The following is a 21549-nucleotide window of genomic DNA, read 5'->3' as shown; positions in this document are numbered from 1 at the left end:
TCTACTGGACCATAACAATTCAGGGGCAGGCCTCAACGATGCGAGGAGATGCCCCGTGATCGAATTCCATGTGGACCGGGCGGACGGCCTCCCGGCCTACGCGCAGCTCGTGCGTCAGGTGCGGGAGGCGCTCAGGCTGGGAGTGCTCAAGCCCGGGGACCGCCTCCCGGCCGTGCGGGACGTCGTCGTCTCGTGCACGGTCAACGCCAACACCGTGCTCAAGGCCTACAGGGAGCTGGAGCACGTCGGCCTGATCGAGGCCCGCCAGGGCTCCGGCACCTTCGTCACCGGCTCGCTCGGCGCCGTCGACCCGCACGACATGGCCCGGCTGCGCAGCGGCCTCGCCCGCTGGGTCGTCGAGGCCCGCCGGGCCGGGCTGGAGGACGAGGACGTCAAGGCCCTGGTCACCGCGGTGCTGGTCGAGGAGCCGGCCGCCGCCGAGCGCGCCGCGCGCCGTCGCTCCTGAGACCTGTGGCGCAGAGCGCCGCAGTATCGCCTTGAACAGTCGGACGGCTGTTTGTCGGTGGCGGCTGTTACGGTCCGGCCGTGAAGCTGGTGACGCGGGTGAAGCTGCTGCCGGAGGCCGACCAGGCCGCCGCGCTGCGCCGTACTCTGCGCATAATCAACGACGCGGCGTGCTGGGTGTCGGTGGTGGCGTTCGAGCGCGGTGTGCCGCGTGAGTACGAGCTGCGCAGGCATACCTACGCCGAGTTGAAGGCGCGGGGGCTGGGGGCGCAGGCCGCCCAGCACGTGATCAAGAAGGCCCGCGATGCCTACACCACGTTGAAGGCCAACATCCGCGCAGGACACCTCGGCAAGCCGGGTTCCAAGCGGCGGATCAAGGCGGAGTCCAAGCCAATCACGTTCCGGCCCGAAGCCGCACAGCCCTATGACGACCGCTGCCTGTCCTGGCAGTTGGACGCCCGAACGGTGTCGATCTGGACCACGGCCGGACGGCTCAAGGGTGTGCGCTTCGCGTGTTCGCCGGAAGCGCTCGCGATGCTGCGCGAGCACCGCAAGGGCGAGTCCGATCTCATCGAGCTAGGCGGCGAGTTCTACCTGATCGCCACCTGTGAGGTGCCGGAGAAGCCGCTCAACCAAAACCCGGCCGCCTTCATCGGCGTAGACCTCGGCATCGCCAACATCGCCACCACCAGCACCGGGTACCGGGCCGCCGGGCGCGGCCTGAACCGGCACCGCAAGCGGCAACTCGACCTGCGCAGGAAGCTCCAGGCTAAAGGCACCAAGTCCGCCAAGCGCCTGCTCAAGAAGCGCTCCCGAAAGGAAGCCCGGCACAGCGCCAACGTCAACCACATCGTCGCCAAGACCATTGTCACCACCGCTGAACGCACCGGATGCGGGATCGCCCTGGAAGACCTCACGGGCATCCGCGACCGGGTACGGCACCGCAAGGACCAGCGGACCCAGCTGCACTCGTGGAGCTTCCGCCAGCTCGCCTCCTTCGTGGAGTACAAGGCGCGCCGGGCCGGAGTGCCGCTGGTGTACGTCGATCCCGCGTACACCAGCCAGCTGTGCTGCCAGTGCGGTCATATCGAGCGGAAGAACCGCGTCGATCAAGCAACGTTCGCGTGCCGGTCCTGCGGGACCGTCATGCACGCGGACGACAACGCGTCCCACAACATCGCCCGCAAGGGCGAGACGGTGTGGACGGCGGGGCGTGAGTCACGCGTCCCAGCACCCGCATAGGTGCTCAGACGGAGGAGGCCACGCAACAGCCAGTTGCGCCCTACCTCCAAGCCCGGTCCTCCAGAACCGGGTCAAGTTGACCGTCGCCGACATGCTGGACTTCCGGCCGGCGGCTGGATGCCGCTCACGCTCGGCCTCGGTTGGGGGATGTTCGGCGTCGCGGTGGGCGCCGCGCTGCGCCGGGTGCTGCCCTCGCTGGTCGTGGTGCTCGGCGCCTTCGGCGGGCGCACCACGCTGATGGAGCAGCTGCGGCCGCAGCTGATGGACCCGGTGACGCGGACCATCCCGCTGGGGCCGGACCGGGGCGCGGGCGGCGATCCGTTCGCCGCGGTGCCCAACGAACTGGTGCTGGACGGCGGCAAGGCGCCGTTCGTGGACGCGGCCGGGCAGGTCCACCCGTACAGCGAGGTGATGTCGCACGCCTGCGGCAGCATCCCGGACGGGCGGGGGGACGCCTTCTTCTCCTGTCTCAAGCAGCAGGGGTACGTCGGGATACAGCAGAGCCTGCAGCCGGAGGGCCGGCTGGGGACCTTCCACCTGATCGAGAACGGGATCAACCTGACGCTGTTCGTGGTGTCGCTGGCGGTCACCTGGTGGCTGGTGCGGCGGGGGCGGGCCGCGGCGTAGCGGGGCCGGGGTCCGGCATCGGCTGATCGGGTGCTACCGCTGCGCCGTCAGTGTTCGGTTCGGGCGGTTCGGGCGGTTCGGGCGGTTCGGGCGGCGCGGGTGGCGAGGAGCGGGCCGAGGACCTGGGTGCCGGGGCCGGTTCGGCCGCCGGGGCCGGGCAATTCGGTGGTGTTGGCGGCGGTGAGCGGCCTGCCGCAGTGGCCGCAGGCCGTCACGGGCGTGGTGTCCCGCCCGCAGTCCAGATGGCGGATCCGGGCCGGCGGGCCGGCCTCGCCCGCGTACCAGCGGTCGCCCCAGGCCATCAGCGCCATCAGCACGGCGTGCAGTTCGGCGCCCTTCTCGGTGGCCCGGTACCCCTCGCGCGGCGGGTGCTCCTGGTAGCGCTCGCGCACCAGCACGCCCTCTTCGACCAGCCGGGCCAGCCGGGCGGCCAGGATCTTGCGGGAGATGCCCAGGTCCTGGGCCAGGTCGTCGAAGCGGTGGATGCCGGTCAGCACGTCCCGCATGATCAGCGCCGTCCAGGCGTCGCCGAACAGGTCGGTGGCGCGGGCGATGGAGCAGGCGACGTCGGCGAGCGAGGTGCGGGTCATGCGGCCAGCGTAGACGGGTTCCCCGAGGAAACCCATCCTGATAAGTTCCCTCAGGGAACCTGAACGTTCGAGTGAGTCCTGAGGGAGTTCAGCCATGCGCACAATCCCGCACATCGAGCTCGACGCACCGTCCCCGGAGGCGATCGACGGCAGGCACATCCGCGCCCTCGCCTTCCAGGCCGTCCGGATGGCCTACCTGGCCGAGGTCGCCCCGCGCGGCGAGGGCCGTCGCGCGCTGGTCGTCGGCGGCGGGCGCGGTCTGGTGGCCGGCGGGCTGGCCGGGCTCGGCTACCGGGTGACGGCCGTCGACCCGTCCCCGGTGGCCGCCTCGTACGCCCGGTCCGCGCAGGGGAGGGGCGGCCCCGCGGTCACCAACCTGGTTGCTCGCGGGGAGGAACTACCGTTCGGCAGTGCCGAGTTCGAGCTTGTCTATGGTGCCGACACCTTCGAGGTGACCGACGACCTGGACGGCGTCCTCGGTGAGGCCGCCCGGGTGCTCGCCCCCGGCGGCACCCTGGCCTACGACACCGTCAGCCGCACCGTGCTCTCGCGGCTGGTCTACCTCGGCGCCTTCCAGGCCATCCCGATGACCCGGATCATGCCGCCCGGCCGCTACACCGCCGCCCGGCTGCGCACCCCGGACGAGCTCACCGCCGCACTGGCCCGGCACGGCCTGCGCAACCAGGACATCCGCGAGTTCAAGCCCCGCAACCCGCTCAACCTGGTCCGGGCGGTCCTGGCGCGCCGAAGCGGCCGGATCACCGACGAGGGGATTCCGTCGCTGGTCGACTTCGTCCTGTCCCCGGCCGTCCGGCCGCAAGTGACCTACCTGGGGTATGCGGTGAAGCGCTAACCGGTGATGCCCGCGGCGCGCAGGCGGCGTTCGACGTCCGACCACTCGGGGGTGACCGGGGTGGTCGGGCGGCTGCCCACGGCCTTGTCCTTGAAGCCGCTGGAGGTGGAGACGCAGACCACCGGGCCCTCACCCAGGGCCTCTTCGCCGAGGCTGCGCAGGCCGGCCAGGCCGGCCGCCGAGGACAGCTCCGTCCACAGCCCGGCGCGGGCCAGCTCGCGCTGGGCGTCGACGAGTTGGCCGTCGTCCACGGTCAGTGCCCGGCCGCCGCTCTCACGTACCGCGACCACGCCGCGGTAGCCGCTGACCGGGGAGGCGATCGAGTAGGCGTCGCTCGGGCCGACCGTCACGCGCGTGGCCGGGACACCCCGGGCGATCGCCCGCCGCAGCGGGCCGGAGGCCGCGGACTCGCAGGAGAAGACGCGCGGCACCCGGTCGGCCAGGCCGAGTCGGCGCAGCTCGGCGAAGCCCTTCCAGACACCGAACAGCAGCTCGCCGTACCCGGTCGGCACGAACACCGCGCTCGGCACGCCCACGTCCTGGAAGATCTCGTACGCCACGGTCTTGTAGCCCTCGGGGCCGTAGGCGTGGCCGGTGTGGGTGGTGGTCAGGTTGCTGACCGGGTGCAGGCCGAACCGCTCGACCACCTGCCGCAGCAGCGGCCAGCGGGCCTCCCACGGCACCGGCAGCACCACCGCGCCGTAGGCGTTGAGGAACGCGTCCACGGCCGGCGGCAGGTCGGGGCCGGTGAAGACGACGCAGGGCAGTCCGGCGCGGGCGGCGTAGGCGGCGGCCGAGGCGCCGTGGTTGCCGGAGGACGCGACCGCGATGCCGGGCGCGCCGACGCCCACGGCGGCGCCGGCGGTGCAGCGGTTCAGCCGGTCCTTGTGGCTCCAGGTGGGGTTGCGGGACTCGTCCTTGATGTGGACGCCCGGCTGGATCTCCACCAGCGGGGTGGCGCCCTCGCCGAGGCCCGGCGCGAGCAGCGGGGGCAGCAGCGGCGCCCACCGCTCCAGGCCGCCGCGGGCCTTGACGGGGGCGAACAGGCCGGCCGGGTCGGCCTTGTCGTAGGCGTAGTCGACCTCGACGGGGTAGGAGACGTCCTCCGAGCTGGTCCGCGGGCAACCTGCGGTGAGCGGGGGCCAGAGCGGGTAGTGGAGGTCGGGGTCGCCGAGCGAGCGCTGGCCGGTCGCGAGGGAGTCGTCTGCTGCCATGTAAGTACCATAGCTGTGTTTCAGGTGCTACAGGGTGGGGTTTTTGATTCCCCTGCGGGCGGGCACACTCACCGGGACGTCGGAGGGCGGGCAGGAGCTGGAGGCGCGATGGACAGCGGTGTACGGGCGATGGTCGACGCGGTGGGTGAGGCGCGGCGGCAGTTGCGGGAGAACGCGCTGCCGAAGGCGCGGGACACCAGCCGGGAGAAGGTTCCGGAGACGGAGGAGGCGGCGCTGTTGGGGGCGCTCGCCGCCCTGGTGGAGAGCGCGGGGGAGTTGGCCTACGCCGTCGCCGATCGGATCTCCCCCGACAATTCCGAAGCGTACGTGCATGCGTACCGGCGCTTGGAGCGCGAGGCCCGCAACCTGCGGGACGAGGAGCGGAAGGCCAACGGGCGGACGAAGTGACGCCGCCGGCGCCCTCTGCGTGGGCGCCGGCGGACGTGGGTCAACCGCTCAGCGGTGGCCGGCGAACTGCACCACCTGCTGGTACGTCGGGCGGTTCTGCCAGGTGGTCTTGTCGTCCGTCACCCCGCCCAGCGGCCGCTGGATGATGGTGTCGGCGCACCACTGGTCGCCCGCCGAGCAGTCGCCGTCGCCCGGGTAGACCTGGGCGGGGGTCTGGGCGGCCGCCTGGCTCAGGGTGTTCAGCAGCACGTTCCGGCAGGCCGTCAGGTCGCCCCCGCCGCAGAACGGGCGGGCCAGCGGTCCGGCGACCGGGTCGCCGAGGACGGACCGCAGGTCCTTGTCCAGGTAGCTCCACCAGCCGTACTGGAAGGACGAACCCTTGTGCGGGATGGACTCGTTGGCACTCACCGGGCCGCCGGCGGCGCCGGTCTGCCCGCCGGAGGGCGATTCGTTGATCTGCAGCGCGCCGGTCAGGGCGGTGAACAGCTGGTCGCCGAGCCCCGGCCGCATGACGCCGTCGGCGACCAGCGGCCACCAGGCGTCCATCACCCGGATCGCGGCGGCGTCCGCGTAGGTGTGGCTGCCGGCTGAAGTCTCCTTCCGCTGGCCGCCGTCGGCGAGCCAGGCCTCCAGCTGTTGCAGCGCGGTGAGGGTCGCCGGGTCGGTGACCGGCCCGCTGCGCAGGACCCGGATCAGGTCGGGGAGGACGTCCTCGGCCCGCAGGTCGGTGAGCGCGGCGCTCTCCATGGCCTGGGTGAGCGAGACCCGGCTGACCGTGCCGCCGTTCTTGAGCAGCGCCTTGACCCGGTCGTCGAGCAGGTTGGCGCGGTGCACCGATCCGTTGCCGAAGCCGGCGGTGGTGTAGCCGTCGGCCTGCTTGTTGTTCCAGGAGACGTAGTAGTCCTGGTTGACGGACTGCGGGTGCTCGGCGGGCGGGGTGTACCGGGCGGTGTTGGTGGCCGGGTCGAAGTCGGCCCACTCGTAGGCGGGTTGGGCGAGGACGGGCAGGCCGGCGTCGACGCCGGGGGCGCGCACCGGGTTGCTGCCGGAGTTGTAGTACGCGATGTCGCGGGAGTCGGCGTAGAACCAGTTGAAGGTGTAGTTGATGTCCCCTGCCGCCTGCTGGAAGCTCGGTGCGTCGTGGACCGCGGAGGGGTCGTTCAACTCCTGGAAGCCGATGATGGAGTCGGCCTCGTGCCGGTAGGTGGAGCGCAGCGAGGTGAACGCGACCGGGGTGCCGCCGACGGTGCCCCGGGCGGTCACCAGGCCGTAGTCGGAGCGGTACATCACCAGGGTGTACGAGCCGGCCGGGGTGGAGTCGGCGGTGGTCGGGCTCCACGCGTCCTTGCGTTCCAGCCGGTCGAAGGGCAGGCACTGACCGTGCCAGAGGTAGGAGTTGGCGGCGGTGGTGACCGGCGAGCCGTCGGTGGTGCAGAGCGGGACGGCGTAGGTGTCGGTGATGTCCTGCCCCGCCGAGGTGGCGCTCCAGGCGTAGTCCTGGCCGCGGCCGAGCTGCACGTAGAAGCTCAGGCCCGCGAAGGCCGCGCCGCGCGCGCTGATCCCGGGGCCCTGGATCTCCTCCAGCATCAGCAACTGCGGGGCGAAGTAACCGGTTTGCGGGCCGAACACGGCGACCGGGTGGCCGTCGTCGGTGTGCGCGCCGGAGACCAGCAGGGCGTTGGACATGCCGTGCTTCGCGGTGAGCAGGTTGCCGGGCAGGACGCCGTTCGCGGTGGTCGTGGTCGACCCCGCCGAGCCGGTGGTGTCGTAGATCATCCGCTCGGGCACCACCGAACCGGGGTCGGGCAGTGCCTGGCCCTGCGGCTGGTCGGGCACGGTGGCGTACGGGAAGCTCTGGCCGTCGTGCAGGGTCCGCACCGCCTCGGGGTCGTCGGCCTCGCGCAGCGACTTCCAGAGCGCGTCCCCGGCGTCCTTGCCGTAGCGGGCCTCGGCGGCCGACTTGACCTGGGCGGAGGCGAGTTCGTTGCCGCCGCCCGCGCCGAACAGCGCGCCGACCACGGAGGCCAGGGCGACCAGGTCGGTCAGCTTGAACGGTTCGATCGAACCGGCGTTGGTGATCGGGTCGATGTGCCCGGTGAGGTCGTACTCGCCGGGGAAGGTGCGGCCGTTGTACGCCTGCGTGACGTACTGGTTGATGCCGTCGAGGTAGGCGTTGGCGTCGGCCAGCGCCTGGGCGGCCCGGCCGCCGCGGGCGGCGAGCGCGTCGATCTGCTGCTGCAACTCGGCCTCGGTGTACGGCGCGGCCTGCCAGAAGCTCTGCTCCAGCTGGCGGTTGGCGGCGGCGCCGCCGGCGAAGCCGGACAGCTCGCCGCGGCCGACGTGCCGGAACAGGTCCATCACCCAGAGCCGGTCCTGCGCGGCGGCGTAGCCCGCGCCGAACTCGGTGCCGTAGCGGGTGGTGCCGGTGATGTGGGGCACGCCGGCGGCCTTGTCGCGCACGATGGTGACGTCCGGGCGCGGGGAGGTGGTGCTGGCCACCTGGTCGGCGGGGACGCCGAAGGAGGCGTCGTTGAAGAAGCCGCGCAGTCCGGCCTCGGTGAGCCCGGGGTAGCCGGAGGCGAGCGCCGCGTACGGGCCGAGCTGGTCGTCGGTGTGCGCGGGGCGGCTGCCGAACATCCGGTTGAGCAGGATCTCGGCGAGCGTCGCGTTGCCGTTCTCGCCGGGCGGGAGGATGTCGGTGCAGTGGCCGCCGCAGTAGTCGGCGGCGGCCGTCGTGGTGCCGGTGGGGACGGCGGTGGCGGTGGTGGGGGTGGTCAGGGCGGCGGTGACGAGTAGGGCCGACGCGAGGGCGGCGGCCGGGAAGCGGAGGCGGTGGGGGCGTGGGCGCAAGGCGAGCTCCTCCGTCGAAGCCACGGGGAGTCGACGGTAGGGGTGCTACTGGACGGTTGGCTAGTGGCGTGCATGCCATTTCGTGGTTTCTGCGCCGGAGTTGACGGTCGGGCGGATCCGGGGTGGGCGGATTGTCAGTGGTGTCGGCTAGGGTCGCTCGCGTCGGTGGAAGATCGTCCGTCGTGAGGGACGGGGCAGGGGGGCGAGCGGTGACGGGGACTGGTGTGGACGTCGGCAGGCTTCGGTTGGTGCCCGAGGGCATCACCCACGGGCCGAGCCGGGAGCTGCTCGCCGCCGGGGAGCTGTGCTGGTCGCACGCGTACCTGGACTTGGAGGCCTCGGGGGACGAGCCGCTCCAAACCGCTGCGTCCTGGTACGAGCGGCAGGGCATTCAGGGCACCGAGGGGCTGTACGTGCTGGGCGAGGCCCGCTACGACGCCTGGACGGTCCACGGGCCGGTCACCGTGCTGTTGGACGGTGCGAGCGGTGAGGTCTACCTGGCCCGCCCGGACGGTGACGACGTCCTCCAGCGGGATCTGCTGGCCACCGGTCCGGACCGCCTGATCGCGCTGGCGACCGAGATCGAGGCGGTCAGTTCGGCCGCCGCCGGCGAACACGACCTGGCGGAGGGTGGGGCGCGGCCACACGGTCCGGCGACCGTCACCGAGATCGGGCGGTTCGTACGGCGGCTGCTGCGCGAGGCCGACCCGGAGCTGTTCCGGCGGACGGGAGACCGGCCCGCGCACTGGGACACGGCGCTGGCGATCCGCTCCCTCGCCTGGGGCGCCGAGCCCGGTGATCCGGGCGAGTTGGCGTACGCCGTCGATCCGGCCCTGGTCGAGGACCTCGCGACGCTGGCCGGCGAGGGCGGCGTTCGCCGGTTCGAGGACGCCGACCTGCCCGCGAGCCTCACTCACGTCCCGACCCGGCGCCTGCTCACCGAGATCGGCCTGCCCGTCTCCGGCCGGTGCATGCTCGACGTCGACGCCGAGGGCCCGCTGAGCACCCTGGCGGAGGACTACCCGGAGAACTTCGACCCCGACGACGAGGGCGAGTTGTCGACCCGCCCGCACCAGGGCGAGTTCCTGGTCGTCGGCGGGTGGATGTACGACTTCGTGGCCGTGCTCGACGGCGCCACCGGCCGGGTCGAACTCCCCGACTGGTGGGACGACGGCGACCCGGCCGCCTACCTGCACCGCGACCTCTCTGCCCTGCTCTACGTGCTCTGGACCTTCGAACGCCTGCGAGCCGAACGGCGCGAGGCGGAACACCCGCGGACCCCGGCGCCGTGGTCGGTGTTCGAGCCGTCCGAACTCCTCGACAGCGCGGCCGAGGCGGTGATGCGGGCCCTCGACCCGGAAGCGTTCGCCACCGAGAGCCACTTCTGGCCGATACGGGTGGACGACGGGCACATGGGCAGCCTGCTGGAGTAGCGGACGAGCGACGCAGCTGCGGACGGTGGAGGGCGCCGGACAGCGGTTGCGGCGCGGGCCGGCAGCCGGGTGCCGGGCTGCCGGTCCGATGCCGCGCCCCGGTCAGGTGGGCAGGTGCAGTGCGGTGTCGGCCGGGCTCTGGGTGAAGCGGGTGAAGCGGACCTGGAGGCCGTCGCGCTCGGGGGAGCAGCAGAAGGGGCCGGCGGTCGCGGTCGCGTCGGGGGCGAGGGGCGCGAGGCGGACCAGGCGCCAGGGGCCGTCCTCGCAGCGGGCGCGGATGGTGATGGCGTCGCCGGTGCGGCTGGCGCGGACGGTGACCGGGCGGGCGTGCCAGTCGGGGACGGGGGCGAGGGACCAGTCGGAGAGGCCGCGGGTGACCACCGCGCCGAGGTGGGGGAGGCCGTCGCTCATCTCGACTCCGGCCTTGATCCAGGTCCGGGGGTCGACCCGGATCAGCAGGCCGGCCTGGTCGTAGAGGGCGGCGAAGTCGGCGACGAAGGTGACCTCGGTGGCGCTGCCCGGCGGGAAGTCGGCGAGCAGTGCGTGGCCGTCGTCGCGGACGAAGCCGTAGCTGGTGGTGCGCCAGAAGTCGCTGCGGGCGCGGGCGGTGACCAGGAGGTCGGTGCCGTCGGTGCGGGTGTCCGCCGGCGGGTTGAGCCAGCTGCCCTCGTGCCAGGGGATGTCGCGGGGCGGGTGCATCGGGCGGTCCTTTCCGGCGGTTGCTGCAAATTTCTGAAAGGACATCCAATCACCCGCCCCGCAGCCCGGGCAGGGGCGGTCAGGGCTTGAGCACCAGCCGGATCGGGTTGCCTTCCTTGCGCTCCAGGGCCTCCACCGCGCGGGCGGCCTCGGCCAGCGGGAAGGTGCCGCTCACCGAACGGGAGAACTCCAGGCGGCCGCCGCGTACCAGGTCGACCAGGTCGATGACGTCCTGGCCCTCGGAGCCGTAGTGGCCGAGGATCTGCTGGCGCAGGTAGCTGACCAGGGTGCCGTTGGTGACGGTCAGCGGCTTGTCGGTGAGGCCGACGAGGACCAGTCGGCCGCGTTCGCCGAGGGTGGCCATGGCCTGCTCGCGCACCGGGGCGACGCCGGCGAAGTCGAAGGCGGCGGAGAGCGGGCGGCCGCCGGTGGCCGCCCGCAGGTGCTCGGTGAACTGGGGGTCGGCCGGGTCGAGGGCGGCGTCGGCGCCGAAGGCGAGGGCGCGCTCGCGGGCGGCGGGGAGCGGGTCGACGGCGACGATCGGGAAGGCACCGACGGCCCGCAGCAGCTGCACGCCGTGGGCGCCGAGCCCGCCGACGCCCCAGACGCCGACCGCCTCGGCCGGGCGGACGGCGCCGGTGGTGGTGATCGCGACCCAGGGGGTGGAGACCGCGTCGGGAATGAAGCAGGCCTGCTCGAAGGGGAGGTCGTCGGGGATCGGCACCAGGGTGGTGGCGGTGGCGAGCGCGTACTCGGCCCAGCCGCCGTCGTAGTCCACGCCCCGGGTGTACACCACGCCGCCGCGGGTCTCGCCGGCCTGCAGCAGGACCCGGTCGCCGACGGCGGCGCCGGTCACGCCCGTGCCGAGGGTGTGGACGGTGCCCGCCACCTCGTGGCCGAGGGTGACCTTGTCGCCCTCGAGGTGGAGCGGCTTGAGCATGCCCTCGATCAGGTGGACGTCGGAGAGACAGACGCCGGCGGCCTCGACCTTGATCAGCACCTCGCCGGGGCCGGGCGACGGGACGGGCACCTCCTCGACGGCGAAAGCACCCTTGGTGACGTCGAGTCGGCCGGCGAGCATCGTGGCGGTCATCGGGACTTCCCTTCTGCCGGGGCGGCGAGGCCGGGAAGCGCCTCGCCGTATCAAACTTGCTTGTTGTCCAACAAGCAAATTCAACCCTAGCATGGTGATATGTCCACGCACGATGAAGCGGTCGCCCCGATGAAGGCACCGCAGGACGCCGTCCGGCAGGAGTCCCCGCCGCAGGAGCCGCCGCCGCGCCGCACCCAGGCCGAGCGGCGGGCCCGCGCCGAGGCGGCGCTGCTCGCCGCCGCCGCCCGGCTGATCGCCGAGCACGGCAGCACCGGGGTCACGCTCGCGAAGGTCGGGGAGGAGGCGGGCTTCAGCCGCGGCCTGGCCACCCACTACTTCGGCTCCAAGGCCGCCCTGCTGGCCCGGCTCCAGGAGGAGGCACTGGCCGAGGCGATGGCGGCGGCCGCGCCGGAGCGCAGCGGCGCCGGGGCGGTGGCGGAGCTGTGCGCCTTCGCGCGCGGCTGTCTGGAGGGGGTGCGCAACCCGACCGACCTGGGCCGGGCCTTCGTGGTGCTGGGCGCCGAGGCGCTCGCCGGCTCCTCGGAACTGACCGCTGCGGTGGCGGAGTTGGACGAGCGTACGCGCGGCTGGGCGGCGGAGGTGGTGGGGCAGGGGCTGGCCGAGGGCGAGGTGCGCGCCGGGGTGGACCCGCGGGCGTTCGCACTGGCCTTGGTAGGCCTGATCAAGGGGCTGGTGGTGCAGGCGGCGGCCGCTCCGGAGGCCTTCGACGTGCCGGTGGCGGTGGGGGAGGCCGAACGCTGGATCCGGTTGGCGCTCACCGGGGTCTGACGGGGCGTTCCAGCGGCCTTGTTGAGCCAAGTGCCCGCTCGGGGGCGTCCCCGGGACGCACTCTCCGGCCCGGGATCACAGCAGCGAGTCGCCACCGACCGGCTACGCGCGTCAAACTGAGGGAACCCTTCCGATTCAGTTGACGTCATGGACCTTGGAGAACATGCAGTTGCAGTCGGGGGGAGTGGCCGTTGATGGACTTCAAGGCGCGCATGGGGAAGCTGGGCAACCGTTCGAGGGTGGCCCTTGCTGTAGCGGTCGCCGTCGTGGCGGCGACCGCCTGGGGGGTTCCGACGGTCACCGGGTCGATTCCCGCCTCCCACCAGAACGCCGCACACGGGCAGGACGGGACCGCCGACGGCCACGGCGGCCAGGACGGCTCCCAGGACGGCTCCCAGGGCAGCTCCCAGGGCAGCTCCCAGGGCAGCAGTGGCGGTACGCAGCAGGGCGGCATACCGGACGGCATAGCCCACGCCTCCGAGGCCGGAGGCAACGCCGTCAACATCACCATCGACGACGGACCTGACCCCGTCTGGACCCCGAAGGTCCTCGACGTGCTCAAGCGGTACGGCGTGAAGGCGACGTTCTGCATGATCGGACCGCAGGCCAAGGCCCACCCCGACCTGGTCAAGCAGGTCGTCGCGGGGGGCCACCGGCTCTGCGACCACACCGTGGACCACGACACGTCCATGGACAAGAAGCCCGTCGCCTACCAGGAGAAGGAGATCCTGGACGCGAAGAAGATGATCGAGGAGGCCGCGGGCGGCGGCGCGAAGGTGATGTACTACCGGGCTCCCGGCGGCTCGTTCACCCCCGACAGCCGGCGCATCGCCGCCGCGAACGGCATGCGTCCGCTCGGTTGGAACGTCGACTCGAAGGACTTCACCAGGCCCGGCACGGCTGCCATCGTCGACACGGTCAAGAAGGAGATCGGCAACGGCCCGACCATCCTGTTCCACGACGGCGGCGGAGACCGTCAGCAGACCGTCGACGCCCTCGGCCAGGTGCTCGGCTGGCTGAAGGAGCAGGGCCGCCCCACCGGCTTCCCGGTCCAAACCGCACCGTGACACACCGTCCGGCGGCGAACCGCGAAGATGAGCGCATGCCTGTCGTGCCCATCGAACCTCGTCCGCTGAACGACTCCGAGCGAGCCGTGCCGGAACACCTCCTGGCGGCCGACTTCGTCGGTGCCTCGGCGCTGCGCAGCCAACTGGACCGGACCGAAGTGGTGGCCACCTGGGGAGCGGAGTCGGCGAGTGTCGACCTTCGGGTGCGCGGTTCGGTGCGCCGGCCCGCCTTGGCATCCACGCCCCTGCCGGTCGATGCTCCCGTCCACGACGGCTCCGGCGAATACATCGGCGAACTGCTGGTGTGGGCCGAGGGCGGCACGACCCTGTCGGCGCTGGAGTACGCCTGGGTCACCGACGAGATGCCGACCTCCCTGCCGTCCGTCGACCGGATCCGGCTCACGGCCGAGTGACCTCGTAGGGGCTGGTCAAGCTTCGTCGGGATCGGTGAAACCTCAGCTGGACGGGTCACCCTTCGACCATGCGCGATGCCGCACGTCAGCCCCGGTCCGCCTGGGACAGGGCCTCGGCGATCAAGCGGGTGGCGAAGCCGGGGTCGTCGCTGCCGGACACCCGGTTGACGTGCTCCGCGAGCAGGACGGTCACCGCCTCCAGGGGATTCATCTCGGCGGCGGTCCAGTCCCCGTACTGCGCGCGCCACAGGTTCGGGCTCAGGCCGGTGCCCGCGGCGATGAGCAGGCCGGCCATGGTGGGGATGACCTCGGGACGGAAGGTCTTGGGCATCATGCGCATCGTGGCCACCAGGGTGGGCACCACGTACTCGACGACGTCCTCGTCGTGCTGCTCGAACGCCGTCCGCAGCCAGTTCATGTACATGTAGATGAGCGTGCACGCGCCGTCCAGGAGCGCGGTGAGCCCGGCGGCGCCGCCCAGGGAGGCGGCGAGCTCCTCGACCATCCGCTGCTGTTCGGGGTCCGACTCACTCCTGCTGTCGTGGATGGCCTTGAGCCGGGAGTCGATCATCATGAGCGCTGCGCTCACGTCGCCGGCGGGAGCGAATTGGGGATCACAGGGAGACGACACGGGACTCCTTCTCAGTTGGCTACAGAAAGTAGCGCGGTACGTCCGCAGGGTAGTCCGTCGATCCGGGCGGCGTCAGGCGAATCGGGTGGATCCGGTGGCTAGCCGACGGTGGGGCCGGCCTGGCTGACGGCCGTCAACAGGTGGGCCACCAGGGGGTTCCGGTCGTTCCGGCGCCAGGCGACGGCCACCCGGGTGCCGTCGGTGGCGGGCTCGATCCGGCGGAACGCGACGCCCTTGAGCCGGATGCGGCGGATGCTCGCCGGGGCGAGCGAGACGCCGAGGCCGGCCTCCACCAGCGCGCACACGGTCTGCCACTCCACCGCGTGCTGCCCGATCCGCGGGGTGAAGCCCGCCGCGGTGCACAGGCCGGTGATCCGGTCGTACAGCTGCGGGCCGACCGCGCGGGGGAGCAGCACGAACGGTGAGTCCGCCAACTGGGCGAGCAGGACGCTCCGTTGGGCGGCGAGCGGGTGGGTGGAGGGGAGTACGGCGACGAAGCTCTCGCTGAGCACGGTGCGGAAGCAGAGCTCCGGCTCGGTCTCGGGCGGTTCGCGCAGAAGGCCGAGGTCGATGCCCCGGTCGTGCAGGGCGGCGAGCTGCGGCGCGGTGGTCATCTCGCGGATGTCCAGATGCACGCCCGGGTGTCGCTCCCGGAAGGTGTGCAGCAGGCCGGGCAGGACGGTGAGCGCGAGCGAGGCGGAGAAGCCGATCCGCAGCCGGCCCGTCTCGCCGCTGCCGACGGCGCGGGCGGAGGCCAGGCCGTCCGCGAGCTCGGTCAGTACCCGGCGCGCGGTGGGCAGCAGCTCCCGGCCGGCCGCCGTCAGCGTGATGCCGCCGGGTTCGCGGTGGAACAGCGGATGCCCGACCTTCTCCTCCAGGCGGCGGATCTGCTGGCTCAGCGGCGGTTGGGCGATGCCCAACCGGGCGGCCGCGTGGCCGAAGTGGAGTTCCTCGGCGAGGACGGTGAAGGCGTACAGCTGGCGGAGGGGGAGTTCGGGGAGCTGCTCCATACGCTCAGGGATATCATGTCATGCCCAATCGCGTATTGGACGTATCGGTGCAGGCCACCTAGCGTTCCGCGCATGACAGAGCGACGTGCGATCCTCAGCGGTTCGATCTTCGAGGAGCAGATCGGTTACGCCCGTGCCGTGGTGGACGGTGACTGGGTGCATGTGTCCGGCACGACCGGGTTCGACTACGCCACCATGACGATCTCCGAGGACGTGGTGGAGCAGGCCGAGCAGTGCCTGCGCAACATCGGGGCCGCGTTGGCCGAGGCGGGGTGCGGCTTCGGCGACGTGGTGCGGGTGCGCTACCTGCTGCCCGAGCGCGCGGACTTCGAACCCTGCTGGCCGGTGCTGCGCCGCTGCTTCGGCGACGTCCGGCCGGCCGCCACCATGATGGTGTGCGGTCTGGCCGATCCTCGGATGAGGATCGAGATCGAGGTGTACGCGCGGCGGGCCGCCTGACCGCAGGCCCCGGTTTCGGCGACGTCGACGACGGGCCCGGATCCGACGGCTGTCGTCGGATCCGGGCCCGCGGTCGGGGTGCCGTCAGGCGCGGCCCGTCAGGCGGGCGGCGAGGGCCTCGGTGTCCGGGAGGAACCAGATGTGGTCGGCCGTGTTGGACTCCTGGACCAGCGAGCGCAGCGCCGAACTGGCCTCCAGGTGGCGGGAGATGTCGCCGATGACGGCCAGCCGGACATGGTAGTTGACGAACTTCTGCATGACCTCGCCGGCGAACCCGGTGCTCAGGACGAAGAACTTGTCGTCCAGTCGGTCGACGGGCACGGCGACGATCCCGGCGCCGACGTAGGTCGCGCCGATGAGATCCAGTGCGTCCTGCACGGTGGTGATCGCGGGCCCGGCCGCGTCGCACACGAGCACCTTCACCCCGCTCAGTTCCTGCACTGTGTCTGCCATGGCGCTCTCCTGCCGGTCGGGCGTGACGATCCGGATGTGATCATCCGTGTACGAGCCCCAATGTAGGTGGAGGGGCCCGGCGCCCGGAACCGATTTACCGGCCCGCCGCGGGTCGCGTACCGGGGGCCGCCGCGGCTACCGCCCGGACCGGCTGCGGCCCGTGGGCGCGGAGATGCGCACCCGCTGGGTGGCGGGAGCCTTCTCGATGTCGTCCAGCTGGGCGAGGATGGTGGCGCGCAGCTCCTCGTCGCTCTCGAAGCTGTGGTCGTTGAACAGCGTGTAGCCCGTCCACATCAGGTTGGCGCACACCCGTGCCGGGACCCGGCCGGTCTGGGCTCCCATGCCGACCAGTGCCACCGACCGGATGCTGCCCGGCGCCAGCCGGTTCTGCCGGTGCACGGCCTGGAAGGCGGCGGCGCAGGCGAGCGCCACGTTCAGTGTCTCGCTCACGTTCTGCGAGGAGGCCTGCATCGTGGGCGCCGAGATCAGGAACTTCGGGTTGACCGCTCCGGACGGCACGCAGACCGCGCTGCCGACCGGCAGCGTGCCCGCGTAGCGGTCGCGTATCGCCCGCTGCACCCGCAGCTGGATGCCCGCCCCCAGGTGCCGCTTGATCGCCGCGTCCGTCCCGCCGTCCATCCGGCCACGGGAGTTGGTCGGGCTGACCCAGGCGTCGACCTCCTCGGCGAGGATCGAGCCGTGCCGGATCTCGATGCCGGGGGTGTCGGCGAAGGCCGCCCGCCACGACTCGACCACCGTCGTGTTGAGGTCGGTCAGCACCACCCTCAGCGGGGACTGCGCGCGGTCCGTCGTCATGTAGGAACTCCTGTCGTTCGTCGAGCTGTTTCCCGCTGTCGATCAGGACGTTAGCGCGCACCACTGACAATCCGTCCGCCGCCGACCGGCGGCCCGGGACTGTCGGTCCCGGCTGCTAGGAATGTGCTGTCCGCCGGAAAGCTGACGGACAGTCATCTCCATTTTTCCGTGATCCGATCCAGCCGGAGTACCACCATGAGCGCTGCCGACACCACCGCTGCTGCCCAGTCCGAGCCGAACGACCCGAACGACCCGCTGGCCCTCGCGGAGCTGTTCCGGGGCGGCGGCGAGCCGTGGCTCCCGCTGCTGAAGCCCGTCATCGAGGCGCAGCCCGGCGCGGCCTCGTTCATCGGTCCGGGCCGCAGCCCGGAGGTCGTGCCCGTCCGTGAGCTGACCTTCCAGGCGCTCAAGCCGCACGCGCCGCACAAGTGGAAGGTCGTGGTCTTCGGCCAGAACCCCTACCCGCGGCCGGAGAGCGCCACCGGCATCGCCATGTTCGACAACACCTTCCACGACTGGAAGGACAGCCAGTTCGGCCGGGTGATCAGCATCCGCTGCCTCATCAAGGCCGCGGCGATGTGGAAGTACGGCATCCCCAAGAAGACGCCGATCGCCGACATACGGGCGCTGCTGAAGGAGCGGGAGACCGTCCAGCCGCCGGAGTGGTTCCAGGCGATGCTGACCCAGGGCGTGCTGTTGCTGAACGCGGCCCTGACCGCCAGCGCCGACGGCGCGATGGGGCCGGACCAGCACACCGGGTTCTGGCGGCCGGTGGCCGAGCGGATCATCGAGGAGATCCTCCGGGCCAAGCAGCAGGCCGACGAGGAGGACCGGGGCGTCGTCTTCGCCTGGTGGGGCGCGCACGCGCGCAGCCTGAAGAACATGGTGCTGCGGCTGCAGAAGAAGTACCCCGAGGTCGAGGTCCGCCACATCGACCACGCCAACCCGGCCGCCCAGGGCGACATCTTCTGCGACGGCGACCACTTCGCCACGGTGAACGCCGCGCTCGCCTCGCTCGGCTCCGAGGAGGTCGACTGGCTCCCCAGCACGGGCTGGAACGCCGGTGCGGCGCAGGGCGGGGGTGCGGACGGCGGGGTCGCCGAGCGGATGGGCGCGTTCATCGCCTCGACCATGGAGCTGCACCAGCTCTACCTGGACCGACTCGCGAGCGTCAAGGACGAGGGCCTCGAACTCCCGGCGATCAGCGGGGTGTTCGACACGCCGCTGATGGACTTCCGGGGGGCCGTGGCCCCGGTGGCCGAGCTGCTCCGGGGCCTGGACCGGCACGTCGCGCTGTCGCACGACTTCGGCAAGCGGCGCGCCGACGAGGGGGAGTCCGGCCTGTCCGCCGACGCGATCGCGGCGCTCTACCTCTACACCTGCGAGTCCGCGTTCTACCGGGAGATCAACGCGGTACTGCGCTCGCCGGACCGCGGCCGGCTGGTGCCGTACCTGCCGTACCTGCGGCTGCTGTTCGCGGCGGTGTCGCAGCTTCCGGTGCGCACCGAGCCGCTCTGGCGCGGGGTCTCGCTGGACCTGCGCAAGCAGTACCCGCTCGGGCGGACGGTGACGTGGTGGGGCGTGTCCTCCTGCACCTCCAAGCTCGGCGTGGCCCAGTCCTTCCTGGGCAGCCGGGGCAAGCGGACGCTGTTCGAGGTGCGCCCGCTGCGGGCCACGGGCATCCAGCGGTTCTCGGCGTTCACGGGGGAGGAGGAGTTCATCCTGCTGCCGGGCACCCAGCTGAAGGTCACGGACGTGCAGGCCCAGCGCGGCGGGCTGTGCACCGTGACGCTGACCGAGGTCGAGGAGGCGCCCCTGGTGTCCTGAGCCGACCACAGCGCCCCCAGTGTCTTACCCGGTTAGGGCTCCGCCTCGGCGATGGCGGCGGGCTCTACGTGGTGCTGACCCGGGCGGTGTTCCGGCTGGACGTCCTGCACTCCCGGCCGCTGCCGGTCCACCTGAGCTGACGAACCGGCGGTTCGGCACTGTGCTTGTAGTCAGATGACTTGACGTCAGAGGAAGTAGAGCCGGCTCAGGGCGACCTCCTGGGCGGGCTCGGAGCGCAGCGGGGTGCCGTCGAGGGTGACCAGCCCGGTCCGCGCATCGACCAGGACCTCACCCAGGCGGCTGTTGCGGACCATGTCGGCGGGCCCGATGCCGCGGGTGTTCCGGACGGCGACGCGGCGGCGGCGCGTCGTCATGCTGTCGTACGGGCGGTCGCCGCTGCCGGACTCGGCCGCGGCGCGGCTGGTGAAGGCGACCGAGAGGTCGGCCGGGGTCGCGCCGTGGGCGCCGAACAGTGGCCCCAGGACCAGGGGCTGGCAGGTTTCGGTGGCCGCGTTCGGGTCGCCGGTGACGCCGTACGCGGGGAACCCGGCCTTGAGGACGAGCTGCGGCTTGGCGCCGAAGGAGGCGGGGCGCCAGAGCACGATGTCGGCGAGCTTGCCGACCTCGATCGAGCCGACCTCGTGGATGAGCCCGTGCGCGATGGCCGGGTTGACGGTCAGCTTGGCGATGTAGCGGAGCACCCGCTCGTTGTCGTCGTCCGGCCCGTCGCCCTCCAGCGGCCCGAGTTCGGCCTTCATCTTGCCGGCCATGGCGAAGGTGCGGCGCACCGTCTCGCCGGCCCGGCCCATGCCCTGGGCGTCCGAGGAGGTGATGCCGATGGCCCCCAGGTCGTGGAGGACGTCCTCGGCCCCCATCGTCCCGGCCCGGATCCGGTCGCGGGCCATCGCGGCGTCGCCGGGCAGGTCGGTCTTGAGCCCGTGGACGGAGACGATCATGCCGTAGTGCTCGGCCACCGCGTCCCGGCCGAAGGGCAGGGTGGGGTTGGTGGAGGAGCCGATGACGTTCGGCACGCCCGCCATCTTCAGCACGTTGGGGACGTGCCCGCCGCCGCAGCCCTCGATGTGGAAGGCGTGGATGGTCCGGCCCTCCAGCACCCTCAAGGTGTCCTCCACCGACAGGCACTCGTTCAACCCGTCCGTGTGCAGGGCCACTTGGACGTCGTGCACCTCGGCCACGGACAGTGCGGTGTCCAGCGCGCGGGTGTGGGCACCCATGTCCTCGTGTACCTTGAACCCGCAGGCGCCGCCCTCGGCCAGGGCTTCCACCAGCGGAGCCGGGTGCGAGGACGAACCCCGTCCCAGGAAGCCGATGTTGACGGGCCAGGCGTCGAAGGCGTTGAACGCGTGGCGCAGCGCCCAGGGGGAGTTGACGCCCACGCCCCAGGCCGGGCCGACCTCCTGGCCGATGATGGTGGTGACGCCGGAGGCCAGCGAGGCCTCCATGATCCGCGGCGACATCAGGTGGACATGGGTGTCGATGGCGCCCGCCGTGGCGATCAGCCCTCCGCCGGAGACGATCGTGGTGCCGGTGCCGACCACCACCTCCACCCCGTCGAGCGTGTCGGGGTTGCCCGCCCGCCCGATCGAGGTGATCCGGCCCTCCCGGATGCCGATCGAGGTCTTGCGGATGCCCTGGACCGCGTCGATCACCAGCACGTTGCTGATCACCACGTCGCAGGTGTCACGGACGGCGGCGGCCTTGAGGTGCAGGCCGTCCCGGGCGGTCTTGCCGAAGCCCACCAGGAACTCGTCCCCCGGCCGCTGGGAGTCCGACTCGACCCGGACGACCAGCCCGCTGTCGCCGAGCCGGACCCGGTCCCCGGCGCGCGGGCCGTGCACGGCCGCGTACTCGGACGCCTCGATGCTGCTGCTCATCGCTCGGTCTCCTCTGCGTCGTCGTCACCGCTGACCCCGAGGTAGCCCTGCACGGCGGCCCGCCGCAGGGCCTCCCGCCGGACCCGGGGCGAGTCCAGCGGGCCGTCCACCAGCCCCGCGAAGCCGATCGCGACCCGCTCGCCGCCGATCGGCACCAGGCCGACCTCGACGACGGCGCCCGGGTCGAAGCGCACCGAGGACCCTGCCGGGACGGCCAGGTGCATCCCGTACGCGGCCGCCCGGTCGAAGTCCAGCCGCGGGTTGGCCTCGAAGAAGTGGAAGTGCGAGGTGACCGAGACCGGCACCTCGGCGGTGTTGCGCACGGCCACCGTGCGCTCCGGCCGCGGGGCGGGGTCGCAGTGGTCGGCGAGGAGGACGGCGCCGGGTGCCGCCTCGCCGAGGCCGCCGCCGCCGAACGGGTCGGCGATCACGGCGAGGCGGGTGCCGTCCTCGAACACCGCCTCGACCTGGATCTCGGTGACCAGGTCCGGCACGCCGGGCAGCACGTCGTCGGGGGAGAGGACGGACCGCCCGCGCGCCACGGCCTCGGTCAGTCGCAGGCCGTCGCGGGCGGCCTCGCAGACGGTGTCCGAGATCAGCGCGGTGGCCTCGGGGATGTTGAGCCGCAGGCCGCGGGCGCGGCGGGCGCGGGCGAGTTCGGCGGCGGTGAAGATCAGCAGCCGGTCGCGTTCGGTGGGGGTCAGCTGCACGGGGG

General features: G+C 72.2%; 22 protein-coding genes. 11 read left to right on the top strand and 11 right to left on the bottom strand.

Annotated elements, in window-relative coordinates:
* Positions 1-55 precede the first annotated feature (55 nt).
* The 3 genes from ACFQ87_RS10950 to ACFQ87_RS10940 all read left to right on the top strand — a co-directional run bounded on the left by ACFQ87_RS10950 (position 56) and on the right by ACFQ87_RS10940 (position 2334).
* Positions 56-466, top strand: a complete 411-nt coding sequence (locus ACFQ87_RS10950; protein ID WP_380610333.1) for a GntR family transcriptional regulator — start codon at positions 56-58, stop codon at positions 464-466.
* A gap of 80 nt (positions 467-546) precedes the next feature.
* The gene (locus ACFQ87_RS10945) at positions 547-1707 is read left to right on the top strand and encodes an RNA-guided endonuclease InsQ/TnpB family protein (protein WP_380610332.1); all 1161 of its coding nucleotides are present in this window, start codon (positions 547-549) and stop codon (positions 1705-1707) included.
* A gap of 117 nt (positions 1708-1824) precedes the next feature.
* Entirely contained in the window at positions 1825-2334 is a 510-nt protein-coding gene (locus tag ACFQ87_RS10940; RefSeq protein ID WP_380610331.1) for a hypothetical protein, read from the top strand.
* A gap of 47 nt (positions 2335-2381) precedes the next feature.
* On the opposite strand, the gene ACFQ87_RS10935 is transcribed toward ACFQ87_RS10940, so the two are convergent.
* A complete protein-coding gene (locus ACFQ87_RS10935; protein WP_380610330.1) occupies positions 2382-2924 on the bottom strand; it encodes a winged helix-turn-helix transcriptional regulator in 543 nt (180 codons plus the stop codon).
* A 94-nt stretch (positions 2925-3018) separates the two neighbouring features.
* Here ACFQ87_RS10935 and ACFQ87_RS10930 point away from each other — a divergent pair, with 94 nt between their 5' ends.
* Positions 3019-3777 (top strand): class I SAM-dependent methyltransferase, encoded by a 759-nt coding sequence (locus ACFQ87_RS10930; RefSeq protein WP_380610329.1) that lies wholly within the window; start codon positions 3019-3021, stop codon positions 3775-3777.
* Here ACFQ87_RS10930 and ACFQ87_RS10925 read toward each other — a convergent pair.
* Complete coding sequence (locus tag ACFQ87_RS10925) at positions 3774-4991, bottom strand: pyridoxal-phosphate dependent enzyme (RefSeq protein ID WP_380610328.1); 1218 nt, start codon at positions 4989-4991, stop codon at positions 3774-3776. The genes ACFQ87_RS10930 and ACFQ87_RS10925 overlap by 4 nt on opposite strands.
* Positions 4992-5099: 108 nt before the next feature.
* On the opposite strand from ACFQ87_RS10925, the gene ACFQ87_RS10920 reads away from it, so the two are divergent.
* On the top strand, positions 5100-5399 hold the full coding sequence (locus ACFQ87_RS10920) for a hypothetical protein (RefSeq protein WP_380610327.1): 300 nt from the start codon (positions 5100-5102) through the stop codon (positions 5397-5399).
* 48 nt (positions 5400-5447) lie between these two features.
* On the opposite strand, the gene ACFQ87_RS10915 is transcribed toward ACFQ87_RS10920, so the two are convergent.
* Positions 5448-8249 (bottom strand): penicillin acylase family protein, encoded by a 2802-nt coding sequence (locus ACFQ87_RS10915; RefSeq protein ID WP_380610326.1) that lies wholly within the window; start codon positions 8247-8249, stop codon positions 5448-5450.
* Positions 8250-8497: 248 nt separating this feature from the next.
* Between ACFQ87_RS10915 and ACFQ87_RS10910 the strand changes: the two genes are divergently transcribed.
* Positions 8498-9682, top strand: a complete 1185-nt coding sequence (locus tag ACFQ87_RS10910) for an SUKH-4 family immunity protein (protein WP_380610325.1) — start codon at positions 8498-8500, stop codon at positions 9680-9682.
* Between the two features lie 102 nt (positions 9683-9784).
* On the opposite strand, the gene ACFQ87_RS10905 is transcribed toward ACFQ87_RS10910, so the two are convergent.
* Together ACFQ87_RS10905 and ACFQ87_RS10900 are read right to left on the bottom strand one after the other, a co-directional pair.
* Positions 9785-10381 carry a DUF1349 domain-containing protein gene (locus tag ACFQ87_RS10905; protein ID WP_380610324.1) on the bottom strand — a complete coding sequence of 199 codons (597 nt, stop codon included), beginning with the start codon at positions 10379-10381 and terminating at the stop codon, positions 9785-9787.
* Between the two features lie 79 nt (positions 10382-10460).
* On the bottom strand, positions 10461-11474 hold the full coding sequence (locus ACFQ87_RS10900) for a zinc-binding dehydrogenase (RefSeq protein WP_380610323.1): 1014 nt from the start codon (positions 11472-11474) through the stop codon (positions 10461-10463).
* A gap of 99 nt (positions 11475-11573) precedes the next feature.
* Between ACFQ87_RS10900 and ACFQ87_RS10895 the strand changes: the two genes are divergently transcribed.
* From ACFQ87_RS10895 to ACFQ87_RS10885, 3 genes are all read left to right on the top strand, one after another.
* On the top strand, positions 11574-12263 hold the full coding sequence (locus tag ACFQ87_RS10895; protein ID WP_380610322.1) for a TetR/AcrR family transcriptional regulator: 690 nt from the start codon (positions 11574-11576) through the stop codon (positions 12261-12263).
* A gap of 194 nt (positions 12264-12457) precedes the next feature.
* Positions 12458-13330 (top strand): polysaccharide deacetylase family protein, encoded by an 873-nt coding sequence (locus ACFQ87_RS10890; RefSeq protein ID WP_380610321.1) that lies wholly within the window; start codon positions 12458-12460, stop codon positions 13328-13330.
* 35 nt (positions 13331-13365) lie between these two features.
* Complete coding sequence (locus ACFQ87_RS10885; RefSeq protein WP_380610320.1) at positions 13366-13743, top strand: hypothetical protein; 378 nt, start codon at positions 13366-13368, stop codon at positions 13741-13743.
* Between the two features lie 85 nt (positions 13744-13828).
* Here the strand turns inward: ACFQ87_RS10885 and ACFQ87_RS10880 are convergent, their stop codons facing one another.
* Complete coding sequence (locus tag ACFQ87_RS10880) at positions 13829-14374, bottom strand: hypothetical protein (RefSeq protein WP_380610319.1); 546 nt, start codon at positions 14372-14374, stop codon at positions 13829-13831.
* A gap of 98 nt (positions 14375-14472) precedes the next feature.
* Complete coding sequence (locus tag ACFQ87_RS10875; protein ID WP_380610318.1) at positions 14473-15384, bottom strand: LysR family transcriptional regulator; 912 nt, start codon at positions 15382-15384, stop codon at positions 14473-14475.
* A 72-nt stretch (positions 15385-15456) separates the two neighbouring features.
* Between ACFQ87_RS10875 and ACFQ87_RS10870 the strand changes: the two genes are divergently transcribed.
* Positions 15457-15843, top strand: coding sequence for a RidA family protein (locus tag ACFQ87_RS10870; protein WP_380610317.1), 387 nt, complete (start codon positions 15457-15459; stop codon positions 15841-15843).
* Positions 15844-15927: 84 nt separating this feature from the next.
* On the opposite strand, the gene ACFQ87_RS10865 is transcribed toward ACFQ87_RS10870, so the two are convergent.
* Positions 15928-16296, bottom strand: a complete 369-nt coding sequence (locus ACFQ87_RS10865; RefSeq protein WP_380610316.1) for a DUF4180 domain-containing protein — start codon at positions 16294-16296, stop codon at positions 15928-15930.
* Positions 16297-16431: 135 nt separating this feature from the next.
* On the bottom strand, positions 16432-17112 hold the full coding sequence (locus ACFQ87_RS10860) for a macro domain-containing protein (protein WP_380610315.1): 681 nt from the start codon (positions 17110-17112) through the stop codon (positions 16432-16434).
* A gap of 195 nt (positions 17113-17307) precedes the next feature.
* On the opposite strand from ACFQ87_RS10860, the gene ACFQ87_RS10855 reads away from it, so the two are divergent.
* Entirely contained in the window at positions 17308-18939 is a 1632-nt protein-coding gene (locus ACFQ87_RS10855) for an ADP-ribosyltransferase domain-containing protein (RefSeq protein ID WP_380610314.1), read from the top strand.
* Between the two features lie 185 nt (positions 18940-19124).
* Here ACFQ87_RS10855 and ACFQ87_RS10850 read toward each other — a convergent pair whose 3' ends face one another.
* Together ACFQ87_RS10850 and ureA are read right to left on the bottom strand one after the other, a co-directional pair.
* On the bottom strand, positions 19125-20834 hold the full coding sequence (locus tag ACFQ87_RS10850) for an urease subunit alpha (protein ID WP_380610313.1): 1710 nt from the start codon (positions 20832-20834) through the stop codon (positions 19125-19127).
* Positions 20831-21544 (bottom strand): urease subunit gamma, encoded by a 714-nt coding sequence (ureA, locus tag ACFQ87_RS10845; RefSeq protein WP_380610312.1) that lies wholly within the window; start codon positions 21542-21544, stop codon positions 20831-20833. Before ureA ends, ACFQ87_RS10850 begins: the two co-directional genes overlap by 4 nt.
* Between the last annotated feature and the right edge of the window lie 5 nt (positions 21545-21549).

Source organism: Kitasatospora sp. NPDC056531 (assembly GCF_042794375.1).
Lineage (GTDB): Bacteria > Actinomycetota > Actinomycetes > Streptomycetales > Streptomycetaceae > Kitasatospora.
This window is presented reverse-complemented; position numbering and strand designations above follow the sequence as displayed.

Coding starts and splice junctions, on each gene's coding strand:
- ACFQ87_RS10940 (WP_380610331.1), top strand. CDS start 1,825: ATGCCGCTCACGCTCGGCCTCGGTTGGGGGATGTTCGGCGTCGCGGTG.
- ACFQ87_RS10935 (WP_380610330.1), bottom strand. CDS start 2,924: ATGACCCGCACCTCGCTCGCCGACGTCGCCTGCTCCATCGCCCGCGCC.
- ACFQ87_RS10930 (WP_380610329.1), top strand. CDS start 3,019: ATGCGCACAATCCCGCACATCGAGCTCGACGCACCGTCCCCGGAGGCG.
- ACFQ87_RS10925 (WP_380610328.1), bottom strand. CDS start 4,991: ATGGCAGCAGACGACTCCCTCGCGACCGGCCAGCGCTCGCTCGGCGAC.
- ACFQ87_RS10920 (WP_380610327.1), top strand. CDS start 5,100: ATGGACAGCGGTGTACGGGCGATGGTCGACGCGGTGGGTGAGGCGCGG.
- ACFQ87_RS10905 (WP_380610324.1), bottom strand. CDS start 10,381: ATGCACCCGCCCCGCGACATCCCCTGGCACGAGGGCAGCTGGCTCAAC.
- ACFQ87_RS10900 (WP_380610323.1), bottom strand. CDS start 11,474: ATGACCGCCACGATGCTCGCCGGCCGACTCGACGTCACCAAGGGTGCT.
- ACFQ87_RS10895 (WP_380610322.1), top strand. CDS start 11,574: ATGTCCACGCACGATGAAGCGGTCGCCCCGATGAAGGCACCGCAGGAC.
- ACFQ87_RS10890 (WP_380610321.1), top strand. CDS start 12,458: ATGGACTTCAAGGCGCGCATGGGGAAGCTGGGCAACCGTTCGAGGGTG.
- ACFQ87_RS10885 (WP_380610320.1), top strand. CDS start 13,366: ATGCCTGTCGTGCCCATCGAACCTCGTCCGCTGAACGACTCCGAGCGA.
- ACFQ87_RS10875 (WP_380610318.1), bottom strand. CDS start 15,384: ATGGAGCAGCTCCCCGAACTCCCCCTCCGCCAGCTGTACGCCTTCACC.
- ACFQ87_RS10870 (WP_380610317.1), top strand. CDS start 15,457: ATGACAGAGCGACGTGCGATCCTCAGCGGTTCGATCTTCGAGGAGCAG.
- ACFQ87_RS10865 (WP_380610316.1), bottom strand. CDS start 16,296: ATGGCAGACACAGTGCAGGAACTGAGCGGGGTGAAGGTGCTCGTGTGC.
- ACFQ87_RS10860 (WP_380610315.1), bottom strand. CDS start 17,112: ATGACGACGGACCGCGCGCAGTCCCCGCTGAGGGTGGTGCTGACCGAC.
- ACFQ87_RS10855 (WP_380610314.1), top strand. CDS start 17,308: ATGAGCGCTGCCGACACCACCGCTGCTGCCCAGTCCGAGCCGAACGAC.
- ACFQ87_RS10850 (WP_380610313.1), bottom strand. CDS start 20,834: ATGAGCAGCAGCATCGAGGCGTCCGAGTACGCGGCCGTGCACGGCCCG.